Annotated in this window: 17 protein-coding genes; all 17 read left to right on the top strand. The window is 29.5% G+C overall.

Annotated features, from left to right (window positions below):
* The first annotated feature begins 50 nt into the window (after positions 1–50).
* The 17 genes from P344_RS01475 to P344_RS01545 all read left to right on the top strand — a co-directional run bounded on the left by P344_RS01475 (position 51) and on the right by P344_RS01545 (position 12,540).
* Positions 51–914 carry a LacI family DNA-binding transcriptional regulator gene (locus tag P344_RS01475; RefSeq protein ID WP_025331841.1) on the top strand — a complete coding sequence of 288 codons (864 nt, stop codon included), beginning with the start codon at positions 51–53 and terminating at the stop codon, positions 912–914.
* Positions 915–1,030: 116 nt separating this feature from the next.
* Entirely contained in the window at positions 1,031–1,294 is a 264-nt protein-coding gene (locus P344_RS01480) for an HPr family phosphocarrier protein (RefSeq protein ID WP_025317127.1), read from the top strand.
* Positions 1,295–1,429: 135 nt separating this feature from the next.
* On the top strand, positions 1,430–2,380 hold the full coding sequence (gene tsaD / locus P344_RS01485; protein ID WP_025317128.1) for a tRNA (adenosine(37)-N6)-threonylcarbamoyltransferase complex transferase subunit TsaD: 951 nt from the start codon (positions 1,430–1,432) through the stop codon (positions 2,378–2,380).
* A gap of 29 nt (positions 2,381–2,409) precedes the next feature.
* Complete coding sequence (locus tag P344_RS01490; RefSeq protein ID WP_025317129.1) at positions 2,410–3,222, top strand: MurR/RpiR family transcriptional regulator; 813 nt, start codon at positions 2,410–2,412, stop codon at positions 3,220–3,222.
* A 4-nt stretch (positions 3,223–3,226) separates the two neighbouring features.
* Positions 3,227–4,069: a MurR/RpiR family transcriptional regulator gene (locus tag P344_RS01495; protein ID WP_025317130.1), complete on the top strand. Its 843-nt coding sequence runs from the start codon at positions 3,227–3,229 to the stop codon at positions 4,067–4,069.
* Positions 4,070–4,151: 82 nt separating this feature from the next.
* Complete coding sequence (deoD, locus tag P344_RS01500) at positions 4,152–4,862, top strand: purine-nucleoside phosphorylase (RefSeq protein WP_025317131.1); 711 nt, start codon at positions 4,152–4,154, stop codon at positions 4,860–4,862.
* Positions 4,863–4,883: 21 nt separating this feature from the next.
* Complete coding sequence (asnS, locus tag P344_RS01505; protein WP_025317132.1) at positions 4,884–6,251, top strand: asparagine--tRNA ligase; 1,368 nt, start codon at positions 4,884–4,886, stop codon at positions 6,249–6,251.
* A gap of 320 nt (positions 6,252–6,571) precedes the next feature.
* A complete protein-coding gene (locus P344_RS01510; RefSeq protein ID WP_025317133.1) occupies positions 6,572–6,883 on the top strand; it encodes a hypothetical protein in 312 nt (103 codons plus the stop codon).
* A gap of 266 nt (positions 6,884–7,149) precedes the next feature.
* The gene (locus P344_RS06560) at positions 7,150–7,299 is read left to right on the top strand and encodes a helix-turn-helix transcriptional regulator (RefSeq protein WP_148552279.1); all 150 of its coding nucleotides are present in this window, start codon (positions 7,150–7,152) and stop codon (positions 7,297–7,299) included.
* A gap of 11 nt (positions 7,300–7,310) precedes the next feature.
* Positions 7,311–7,469 (top strand): hypothetical protein, encoded by a 159-nt coding sequence (locus P344_RS01515; RefSeq protein ID WP_156028509.1) that lies wholly within the window; start codon positions 7,311–7,313, stop codon positions 7,467–7,469.
* Between the two features lie 106 nt (positions 7,470–7,575).
* Positions 7,576–8,064, top strand: coding sequence for a hypothetical protein (locus P344_RS01520; RefSeq protein ID WP_236681408.1), 489 nt, complete (start codon positions 7,576–7,578; stop codon positions 8,062–8,064).
* Positions 8,064–8,534, top strand: a complete 471-nt coding sequence (locus P344_RS01525; RefSeq protein ID WP_025317135.1) for a hypothetical protein — start codon at positions 8,064–8,066, stop codon at positions 8,532–8,534. The genes P344_RS01520 and P344_RS01525 overlap by 1 nt, the downstream gene beginning before the upstream one ends.
* Positions 8,535–8,752: 218 nt before the next feature.
* Positions 8,753–9,001: a hypothetical protein gene (locus P344_RS01530; RefSeq protein WP_025317136.1), complete on the top strand. Its 249-nt coding sequence runs from the start codon at positions 8,753–8,755 to the stop codon at positions 8,999–9,001.
* 269 nt (positions 9,002–9,270) lie between these two features.
* Complete coding sequence (locus tag P344_RS06565; protein WP_148552280.1) at positions 9,271–9,564, top strand: hypothetical protein; 294 nt, start codon at positions 9,271–9,273, stop codon at positions 9,562–9,564.
* 70 nt (positions 9,565–9,634) lie between these two features.
* Positions 9,635–9,874, top strand: coding sequence for a hypothetical protein (locus P344_RS06570; RefSeq protein ID WP_025317137.1), 240 nt, complete (start codon positions 9,635–9,637; stop codon positions 9,872–9,874).
* A 314-nt stretch (positions 9,875–10,188) separates the two neighbouring features.
* Entirely contained in the window at positions 10,189–11,547 is a 1,359-nt protein-coding gene (locus P344_RS01540; protein ID WP_025317138.1) for an FAD-dependent oxidoreductase, read from the top strand.
* Positions 11,548–11,550: 3 nt separating this feature from the next.
* Positions 11,551–12,540 carry a lipoate--protein ligase gene (locus P344_RS01545; protein WP_025317139.1) on the top strand — a complete coding sequence of 330 codons (990 nt, stop codon included), beginning with the start codon at positions 11,551–11,553 and terminating at the stop codon, positions 12,538–12,540.
* The last annotated feature ends 7 nt before the right edge of the window (positions 12,541–12,547 follow it).

Here is a 12,547-nt window from a genome sequence, read left to right on the forward strand (position 1 = left end):
ATATAAAAATCAAGAATTATAAGGAAATTGCTAAGATTGCTGGTTGTGGGGTGGGGACAGTTTCACGCTACTTTTCGGGAGGTTCGATTTCGGAAGAAATGTATGAACGAATTGATGCGATTGTGCAACGGAGCAATTTTGTTGCTAAAAACCCTAAAAATATTAATAATATTGGTGTAATTACACCTAGTATTTTAGATTATAATACTAATCTCTTAATTGAAAAAATAGCAAAGAAATTATGAGCGCAAAAATTATCTTTAAATATTATTTATTTTGATTATCAACACCAACAGTTGCAAGACATTATTGAAACCCTTTTGCAGAAGAAAACTAAAAAAATTATTTTACTATTAAACAATCTTGATGAATTAAATCACGAAACTTTGCAAACAATTGAAAAATATCATAATAATTTAATTATTTATGGTCAAAAGTTGGCAAATCATAATTGTGTTTATTTAAACTATAAAAAAATGATGTATGATTTAACTTTACAATTAATTGACAAATATCAAAATGTTTTATATGTCAGTACAGTGTTAGAAGATAAAAAAGAACTTTATCGTGGTTATTTTAAAGCTTGTTATGATTCTAAAGTTGAACCACGATACTTGCATTTAAAAACAACGAATTTTAAAGAGGATCATCATTTGTTAGCCAACAGTATTGATGATTACCAAATGGCCGCGGTTATTTGTGTTGATGAATACAGTTATTTACAAGCCCATAGTTTACAACTTGCTAATTTAATGATTGCCAATTTATATTCTCCCGCCTTGCAAAAAGGATATTTGAAAGCTAATAGTTATATTAATATTAATTTTGAAAGTATTACTGATAATTTGGTGCAGTTATTAATTAATGATAATTCAGAGAAGTTAGCAGTTGAAATTCAACACCAAATTTCCTAACTTACTAGGGATAGGTAGGTTAAATTATTTTGATTTTTAAAAATAAATTTAAAAAAAGTTAGGATTTGTATTAATTTTGATATAATAATTTTGTATATTTTGAAGGAGGAAATCAAATGGCATCATTTAAAGCTGTTATTATTGATCCTGTCGGAATGCACGCCCGCCCAGCAGCCCTAGTTGTTGGAGAAGCAAGTAAATATTCTTCAGACATTTCTATTAAAACTGCCGATAAAGAAGGAAATTTAAAATCAATCATGAACGTGATGGCCTTAGCAATTAAAACTGGAACTGAAGTTGAAATAATTGCCAATGGTAGCGATGCGGACAATGCTATTGCAGGTATTCAAAAAGTAATGAAAGATAACAAAGTTATCTAGTCTTAGAAGATTCAATATACACATTAATGAATAACATATTTTAGTTCTAAAATATGTTATTTTTTGTAATTTTTTTCCATAATTATGTTGTTTAATTTTCCGTTTAGGATATAATTAGAAGCGAGGTGTATTAGTATGTGGATTTTAGCGCTTGAAACAAGTTGTGACGAAACAAGTGTTGGGATTATTCGTAACAGTCAGGTGAAAACGAATGTTATATCATCACAAATCGCCGACCATATTAAATATGGTGGGGTGGTTCCAGAATTGGCAGCAAGATTACATTTAAATAATCTAAACACTGTTTTATCTTCCGCATTCCTAGAAGCAAATATTAGTCCCTTTGACCTTGACTATATTGCTTATACAGAAAAGCCCGGATTAATTGGTGCGCTTCATATTGGAAAAATAGCCGCTGAGACCTTAGGCAGCTATTTAGACATTCCAGTTATTAAAACAAACCATTTATATGGTCATATTTATGCTGGAGCAATTGACCATCAATTTAAGTTTCCCATGCTAGCAGTATTAGTTAGCGGGGGGCATACTCAAATCGTGTATTTAAGAAAGCATTTAGATTTTGAAATCCTTGGTACAACATTAGATGATGCAATCGGTGAGTGTTATGATAAAGTAGTACGAATGCTCGGATTAAATTATCCTGGAGGACCAGTTATTGACAAACTTGCGCAACAAGGAAATCCAAATACTTATCGATTTCCCTTACCATTAGATGATGGAAGTTATAACTTTTCATTTAGTGGTTTGAAATCAGCTTGTTGAAATGTTATCAATAAAGCACACCAAAATCATCAAGAAATTAATTTAAATGATTTTTGTGCTTCATTTCAAAAAGTTTGTGTGGAAATAATAGTAAAGAAAACTATGAAAGCGATAAAAGAATATCACCCAAAAATGTTAACGCTAGTCGGGGGAGTATCGGCCAATTCTGCCCTACGTGCGACATTTAAAAGTTTAGCACGAGATGGTTTAGAAGTTATTATTCCTAAATTAGAATATTGTACTGATAATGGTGCAATGATTGCTCGTGTAGCTTATCAAATGGTTTTAAATAAAGAACGCTAAAAACAATTAATTTAAGGAGTGAACAAAGAATGGCGTCATTTTTATCGAAATTAGAAACTTTTGATTCTAAAAATTTTACAAAGAAAGAAAATGAAATTATTAAATTTATCAAAGAAAATATGAAAGAAGTAACAACCATGAATATTGAACTATTAGCCCAAAAAGTAAATACCGGGTATAGTGCCATTTATGGATTGCTGAAAAAAATGCAAATTAGAGGTTATCGTGATTTTTTAATCTCAGTTGCTAGTGATGTTGAAATTAAGTCATTAGACTTTGAAAATATGGAAAGTTTAATGAAAAAAAATTACTTTGATATTATTAACCAAAACGACAGTATGATTAAAACTGAACTAGTGGAAAAAACATTAGAAGCAATTAAAGGAGCATACCGTATTTTTGTGGTTGGGATGGGTTCAACTAATGCCTTATCAACAACATTAGCGTTAGAGTTATACCGTTTTGGTTTTAATGCCTTTGACTTGGATGAAAGTGAAGAAGACTTATTAATTAGAACTAAATTTATGACTAAGAATGATTTAATTATTGCTTATTCATTATTTGGGGACAACGAATCAATTAACAAAGCGTTACAAGTCGCCAAAGAAAAAGGAGTTAAGATTATTGCCATTTCGGGAAAAGATATGTCAAAAGCAGTTAAATTAGCTGATTGAGCGCATATTATTTCAACTCCGAACCAAAGAGCGAATGATCATCGTATTTATGTAAATAAACTATTACCTTGAATGTACTTTACCGATGATTTAATCAATAAAGTATGAGAATCAGATATCGTTGATCGAGATTTTGTATTATCACAACAAGCTAACCAATGGGATTAAAAGTATGATGGACAACAATAACAATATTTCAATCTTATCTAAATTATCGATGATACAAGAAAATTTAACGAAGAAAGAAGCAAGGGTAGTTGATTATATTCGCGAAAATGTTAATAATCTACGCGATATTAAAATTGAAGATTTAGCGAAAGCAACCGGAATTGGTTATTCGCCAATTTATTCTTTAATTAGTAAACTGGGATTCTCTGGTTATCGGAATTTTATTATCGCCTTAGTAGCTGAACAAGAACATTTAAACAGTAATAATCTAAAATTTGAGGCAACGGAAGATATTTATAATTATTATTTAGATGTCATTCAACGTAATAACCAAATTTTTGATAAGGATAAAATGTTAGCAACCGTGAATTTTTTAAAGAAAGCCCGTAATGTTTATATTGCGGGAATTGGAAATACGGGGTTAGCTGCTAAAGAATTATCAAATCGCCTATTCCGTTTTGGTTTTATGTGTAATGTTTTAAATGAAGATGAAGACAGTATTAAAATGCGTGCGAGTTTATTGCATGAAAATGACCTGTTAATTTGTATGAGTTTATTGGGGCAAACTGCATCGGTTATTGAAGCCGCCAAAGAAGCCAAAGATAATAAAGCAAGTGTGGTGGCCATTACTTCCAAAAGTAATTCGGAATTATCCAAGTATGCGGATATTACTCATTTAATTATTTCTTCCGCTTTATATGAAAAAAGTGAGATTTTCTTATCAACCCTTTTACCATTAATTTATTGGAATGATAATTTAGTACAGTTATTGTTATCAACAGACAAGGACCGTGAATATTTAGATATTCGGTTAAAAACTAATAAAATCATTAAAAAATATCGTTAATTCAACGGAATTTATATTCCGTTTTTAATTTTTATAGTAAAATATTTATAATTACGTAGTTAGAGAAAGAAGGATAACATTTATGACACCACATATTAAAGCAAAAAAAGAAGAAATTGCCCCCGTTGTTTTAATGCCTGGGGACCCCTTACGAGCAAAATATATTGCGGAAAATTTCTTAGACAATTATAAGTTAGTTAATGAAGTACGGAACATGTTTATGTATACTGGTGAATACAAAGGCAAAAGAATTACCATTGCCGGAAGTGGAATGGGCTGTCCCAGCATTGGAATTTATTCATATGAATTATTTAAATTTTATGATGTTGAAACAATTATTAGAATTGGGTCAGCGGGAAGCTATGATCCTAATGTTAAAATTTATTATCTGGTCAACGCCTCAAAAGTATACGGAGAAAACTCATACGCTAAAATTGTTGCTGATATTGATGAACAAGTAATTACTGCTCCTGGGAAAGTTTATGAAGTAATTAATGAAACCGCGCAGGAAATCAACCAACCCATAGTTACGGGAACTATTCACTCTTCGGATGTCTTCTATCGTAAGCATCCTGATGATTGAAAAAAAATTCATGACCAATACCAAGCAGTTTGTGTGGAAATGGAATCATTTGCATTATTTGCAAATGCCATTGAACTAAAAAAAAATGCGGCTTGTTTATTAACAATTTCTGATTCATTAGTAACAGGAGAAAGTACCAGTCCTGAAGAACGCCAAACTAACTTTGTAAAAATGATGAAGTTAGCATTGGAAAGTGCAATTAAATTATAAAATATTAAAAGGAGTAGGAAAATGGAAATCGTTTTTGACTTATACCAATATAAAATTAAAGACCAAACTAAAATTGAAGTTTTAGGGTGGGTAAGATCAAATCGGAATAATGGGAAATTAGGGTTTTTAGTTATTAATGATGGGACTTGTTTTGATGATTTACAAGTTGTTTATAAAAAGGAAGCCATTAGTAATTTTGAGGAAATTGCTCGTGTGCGCTTATCTTCCGCAATAAAAATAAGCGGAATTTTTACCCTAACGCCAACTGCTAAGCAACCATTTGAATTGCAAGCAACGGCCATTGAAGTATTAGACTTAGCAGATGAAAATTACCCCTTACAAAAAAAAGAACATTCCCATGAATATTTAAGAGAAATTGCGCACCTGCGGGCAAAAACAAAAACATTTAATGCTGTTTTTCGAATTCGTAGTAGTGCTGCTTTTGCAATCCATGAGTACTTTAATCGTCAAAACTTTGTGTATGTCAATACCCCAATTATTACGGGAAACGATGCGGAAGGAGCCGGCGAATCATTTATCGTGACAGTTCGTGATGATGACAAATATCACGAAGACTTCTTTGACAAAAAAGCAAGTTTAACAGTTTCAGGACAGTTACACGCTGAAGGTTTTGCCCAAGCCTTCCGGAGTGTTTATACATTTGGTCCAACTTTTCGGGCTGAAAATTCAAATACAACCCGTCATGCTGCTGAATTCTGAATGATTGAACCAGAAGTTGCCTTTAGTGATTTAAACGATATTATGAAGCTTGCGCAAGGAATGATTAAGCATGTTATTAAATATTTATTTGATCACAATCATTCTGAACTAAGCTTTTTAACAGCAAATGTTGATGCTGAATTATTAACAAGATTACAAAATGTTTATGAAAGTGAGTTTGCTCAAACTTCATATACAGCAGCGATTGATTTACTATTAGCTGCCGTTAAAAACGGGCATCAGTTTGTTAATAATGATATTTTTTGAGGAATGGATTTACAAACTGAACATGAACGTTATCTTTGCGAAGTTGTCAATAAAAAACCAACATTTTTAATTGATTATCCAAAATATATCAAAGCATTCTATATGAAAATTAATGATGATAATAAAACAGTTGCTGCTTGTGATTTATTAGTTCCCGGAATTGGTGAGTTAGTTGGAGGCAGTCAACGGGAAAATGATTATCAAAAAATTGTTAATCGTTGTTTAGAAATGAAAATTCCAACTTCCGATTTACAATGATATTTAGATTTACGCAAATACGGATACTATAAAAGCTCTGGTTTTGGGTTAGGATTTGAAAGACTATTAATGTATGTTACCGGAATGACTAATATCCGTGATGTGATTGCCTTTCCGAGAACACCAAAAAACTTATTATTTTAAAAGTTTTAATATTATTAGAAACTTTTTTTATTTTTTAACAAAAAAATTAAAAAAGATAATTATTTTCTAATAATTATAATTTTTTAATAAAATTATTATTTTAAATACAGAAAGGATATTCTAATGAAAAAATTATTTACATTATTAAGGGCCTTTACCTTATCAGGAGTTAGCACAACTTCATTACTTGCTTATAACTATAACACAAAAATGATATTAATGAAACATACGTCCAAGCAATTTATATCTCATTCTTTTTTGTTCCTACTTCAGAAGGACAAACAAAATTATCTACTAAATTAGGACAAATTCCAGTTGATATGACTGAAAATATTGCGAAAACTTCTGATTTGATTGAATTAAAAGATTTTAATATTGATAAGGTTGCCAAAATTGTCAACAATGATCTTGCTCGTTTAGCTTCGGTATTAAAAATTATGAATAATAAAACCTTCTATGACTTTAGTGATGTTACTCTGTCAGCGACCGACTCCAATTATTTTGTCCATCAGAACAATGAAGTAAAATGAGAAGTTAATATTACCTTAACTCATCTAGTTGATAGTTCAAGTTATGTTGATAAAATTCACTCAAAAGGTTCTTTTGCTGCTACTTTTAAAAATAGGTGATAGTATGTACTACAAAAATTATTTTTAACTGAATCACTGCTAATCTTTATTAGTTAACAAAGTTTTTAATAATATTTAAATAATCAGATAATTTAACAATTTAATTTATTAAGAAAATTTACATTATAAACTTTCTTATTTTAATAATCTTTAATTTCATTAATATAAAATTTTACATTTAGATAAATTTTTTTATGATAAAATACTTATGCATATTAATATAAAAAATTAAAACTTGCTAATTTATTAAAAGATTAGGAGGAGTTAATTTGAATAGTGTTATTAAAATGTTAAGAATTCATTGGGGTTGAACCCAACAGGAATTAGCACAAAAAACTGGAGTTCAGCAATCAACAATTTGTCGAATTGAAGCAGTTTGTTTTTTTCAACTAGTTGAAATAAAATTTTACGAATTTTAGTTTCTTTAAAAGTGGATATTAATAATTTTTATCAAAAAATTCAACGTTATAATGTAGCTAAAATTCATGACTTTTTAACATATCTGATTAATAATTCAACAGTTCGGTTAAAAATTATTAAAGATTCTAAACTAGTTCCCGAAAAACTTATTCAGATGTTGCTTGAATAATGATTAGTTAAGTAGCATCTTTTCATTTGTGTTGCCAATATTTTTCATTCTGGGTGGAAAATGTTATAATTATAAAAATCAAAGATAAGAAGGGGTTAAAACGGGAATGATGGTGTGAGATTATTATTTTATTTTTGATAGTAACGGGATTGGCCAAACTTTACGATGTATTTGTAAATCAGAAAAAGATGCCATTGAGGCATTACAAGACTGTTATTTAGATAATAAATATAATGAGGATGTTATTAAGCAAATTTCGTTTTGTTTAGTTTTTAGTTACGATAGCACAACTGAAACCTATGAGTTTAATAAAAGAGAAACCCAGAGTTTTATTGATAGTTTACCATTATGTAAACAATGTAACCGGATTCGTAATAAATTAAACAACGAAGGAATTTGTTCGGAATGTGAAAATGAATTAATTGGGTTAGCAACATTTAAATGTGATTTATGTAAAAAACGAAGAATTACCCACGATGATTTTGATCGGGAATTATTTGGGAAGCTAATCCTGGGAAATAAAACTTATACAATTTGTTTTAAATGTGCTGAAGAAAATTATAAGCCATTTAAAAAAGAAAGGGCGGTTAAATAATGAATACCCAAAAAAATTTATACATTGTTTATTATGTAGAAAATCTAACTCAACCAAGTGGTGCGAAAATTGTAAAAGTATTTACGAATCCCGAAGAAGCCCAAAAATATTTATTAACCAAAGTAACTGTGAACGGGAAAAAGGTTAATAAAGATGATAAATGAATTATTCAGGTTTATTCTTATGTTGGTTCAAATGACCGCTATGAATTTTCAAAGTGAGAAACCGGCCAGTTTAAAGGAACGATTGGAATTTGTACCCACTGTCATGAGTATTTCTTGAGAGAAAATAATCAAAATATGTGTGCCGATTGTTTCAATTTTGTAAACCAAGGTTTAAAAGAATGCGATGTTTGTCATCAGTTTTTTAACCCAATTGGAACAAAATTTATTTCGAATGGTGATGTCTTTCCATCTCTTGCTTGTATAAATTGTTCAGAGCTTTTATTAAAAAATTTAAAAGTGAAATAATTATTTTAAAAAAAGAGTGACTATTTTGCAAAATATTGTAATTAAACAACAAGATATTATGATGGCAAATCACTTAGATAAATTTAATCGTTAATCACGACATTCCTTTAATTATTCTTGGAACTTATCAAAATTATGCGTTGGGTTTACAGTTTACATCGGTCAAAAAATTGTAGGGAAAAGCCATTGACTATTTTGACCACATGACTCTTAATAACATGTATGATAATGAATGTTATCATAGTGAGACAAAAAGTTTTGATGAACTTTGAAATGACTTTTTTAAAAAAGAGAAAAAGTTTGAAACAATTGATCTTGATGATGGTTTTGAGTATTGATCACGAGCAAGTTTAAATGATTTATATTTGTTTAATTTAAATGATATTTTAATTTATAATTTTGATATCAAAAGTTGTGTAATTGATAGTAAGTTTGAAGAAATTATGATGAAGTTAAAAAAATATTAATGGGAGAATGATGTTATTAATACAATTGTTAATGATACTAATCGCCATTTAAAATAAATGAACGGAAGCTAATAAAATGTTAAAATGAAACGATAAAATTCTTTTTTATATCCGCTTAGGGGAGGGTGATTAATTTTAATAACTTCTTTTTTAGTAACGGACTTAATTTTAGCAATTATCCATCCCCAACCACAATTTAAAGATTTAAATTATTCAGAACGCGTATCAAATTATTATTCTTTTTTACAACCCAAACTAACTATATTGTAGTGGTTTACTTTTTTGCTTATTTATTTGAAAGTAAATTTAAACATAAAAAACCAAGCTATTTAATTAAATTAGTGGTTACGACTTATATTACGGTGACAATGCTCTTGTTTTGATTTGGAATTATTACGAAAGCCCAGGATTCTAACCAGTATGATGCTTATCATTGAGTATCAACAGTTATTTTACATTTAATTATTCCAAGTAGTATGATTGTTATACTTATGATTAATATTATTATATCCATTCTTATATTTCCTAATTATTTCTGTGCGGGGCAGTTTACGTTATTATAGTGATCGCTCGTCGGGCACTTGGTACCCATATTTCTTTCTAAATGTGCATCAACATTTTGGATGGTTAATTATGATTTTTTCTGTATTATTAATTATTGGTTTGTTTGTGGGATTACAGTATTTATATATTTATATTAATAATTTATTATATATTAAATATAAAGGTCAAACTTTGAACAAAACAGTAAATGAAAAAATCTTTGGGATTAAAGAAAATTCTGTTTCCAATCCTTTACCAATTATTAGTTTTGAACCAGAAATTGCAGAGCAAGATGATAGTAGTTTCTTTTTGCCACCATCAAATCCATAAAATGAGTATTAATTTTCTAAAATATTTTAAATATTTAGTATTAATTTTTATGTCAATTATTTTTTAATAAAAATAAGATAAAATTAATAAAAATTGGTAAAAATTGCCAATTTTTATTATTTTTTATAACTATTTAGTATTATTTTTGGTTTTTTATTTTCTCAAGGTATATAATGAAATTACGATATGATTTACAATACTATGAATAAAATCTATTGCTGATTTTTTTATGCAAGTTTATTCTGTTAGTTATATCGAAAGAATAAAAAATACTAAAATTTTGTAATGATAAATAAGGAGGAGGCATACAGAATATGAAAGTTATAGTAGTAGGAACCAACCACGCAGGAACAACTGCGGTTAGAACATTAAGAAGATTGGACCCATCAGCAGAAATTGTTACTTATGATAAAAACAATAACGTATCATTTTTAGGATGTGGGATTGCTTTATGAGTTAAGGGTGAAGTACAAGATCCCCAAGGATTATTTTATGCTTCACCAGAAATCTTAGAAAGTGAAGGAATTAAAGTTAATATGGAACATGAAGTTCTTAATATTGACAATAAAAAGAAAATTATCCATGTTAAAGATTTAAAAACGGGAAAAGAATTTGATGATAATTATGACCGTTTAATTTTAGCAATTGGATCATGACCAATTATTCCCCCAATTGAAGGAATTACAATGGAAGGAGTTCACATTGTTAAATGATACCAACACGGAGCATTAGTTAAAAAAGCTAATGAAGATCCAAACATCAAAAATGTTGTAGTTTGTGGAGCTGGATACATTGGTGTTGAATTAGTTGATGCTTTCCACGCGAAAGGTAAAAATGTTACTTTAGTCGATATTTCTGATCGTATTATGCCAAGATATTATGATAAACCATTCACTGATCGTGTTGAAAATGCAATGAAAGCAGCCGGTGTGCATTTAGCAACTGGTGAAAAAGTTATGAAATTTGAAGGTGAAAATAAAAAAGTAACTAAAGTTGTGACCGATAAAGGAAGTCATGCTGCTGATATGGTTATTTGAGCAGTTGGGTTTAAACCAGCCACTGAAATGTTAGAGGGAGTTGTTGACTTAGATAATAATAAGGCAATTATGGTTAATGAATTTATGCAAACATCCGATGAAAATATTTTTGCCGTTGGTGATTGTATTGAAGTTTATGATAATGCCAAACAACGTCCTTGCTATATTGCCTTAGCAACAAACGCGGTGCGAACAGGAATTATTGCTGCGGTTAATGCTTTAAAACCAGCAGGATTAGCTTCCCCAGGATTTCAAGGGTCAAATGCAATTAATGTTTTTGATTGATGTTTAGCATCAACGGGAGTTACTGAAACAGTTGCGAAAGAATTGGGAATGGATTATGAACAAATTACTTTTGAGGATAATGACCGTCCAGAATTTATGTATTCATATAAAAAAGTCCTAATTAAAATCTTATGAGATAAAAAAACAAGAAAAATTATTGGAGCACAAGTAGGTTCTGAAAATAACCATACTGAAGTTATGTATATGTTTTCATTAGCAATTATGAAAGAGGTAACAATTGATGAATTACCATTAATTGATATCTTCTTCTTACCACACTTCAATAAACCATATAACTTTATTACGCTACCTGCCCTAGAAGTCTTGGGATTAAATTACTTTAAAAAATAGGTAATGATATACTTTAATAATCCCTCAACTGATGTCTATTTCAATCTTGCTTTAGATGAGTATCTACTGAAACATGATTTTGGGGATGAGATTTTCTATCTTTGACAAAATAACAATACTGTTGTTGTTGGTAAAAACCAAAATACATTAGAAGAGATTAATCTCAAAGCAATTGAAGAAGATCAGGTTAATATTATTCGAAGATCTTCTGGTGGGGGTGCTGTTTATCAAGATAAAGGAAACTTATGTTTTTCCTTTATTGTTGATAAAAATAGTCCACTAGCAAAAAACTATCAAACAATTTTACAACCTATTATTGAAGTATTACAAAAGTTAGGATTATCAGCAAAATTTGCGGGTAAAAATGATATTGAAATTAATGGCAAAAAAATATCCGGTAATGCCCAATTAACCTATCAAAATCGTTTGTTGCATCATGGCACAATTTTATTTGATGTTGATTTAGCAAAATTACCAAAATATTTAAATGTTGATCAAAGTAAAATTATTTCGAAAGGAATTAAGTCAATTCCTGCTCGCGTTACTAATATTCGTCCATTATTAAAAACAGATATTACAATTGAACAATTTCGCAATTTTATTATCCAACAATTAGTTTCCGACAAGGGAGTCCAAGTATTAGATTTACCAGCCCAGGTGATTGCAGAAGTAAATAAATTGGCTGATGAAAAATACCGGACATGGGATTGAAACTACGGGAGTTCACCAGAATTTACCTACAAACATAAAATTCGTTATGAAGGTAAAGGAACAGTTGATGTGCGGCTAAATGTTGAGCAAGGTAAAATTACAAAAATTAAAATCTTTGGTGATTTTTTAGGTTCCCAAGGAACCGAACAGCTGGAAGCCGCGTTAATAAATTGTAAATATACGTGTACGGATATTAAAAATGTTCTGGAACAATTTGATATTCAAGCAATTTTTGGACAAAACTTTACAACAGATGAAATTATTGATGTTGTAATTAATTAAATTACTT

The sequence above is a fragment of the Spiroplasma mirum ATCC 29335 genome (assembly GCF_000565195.1).
In the GTDB taxonomy this organism is placed as follows: Bacteria; Bacillota_I; Bacilli_A; order Mycoplasmatales; family Mycoplasmataceae; genus Spiroplasma; species Spiroplasma mirum.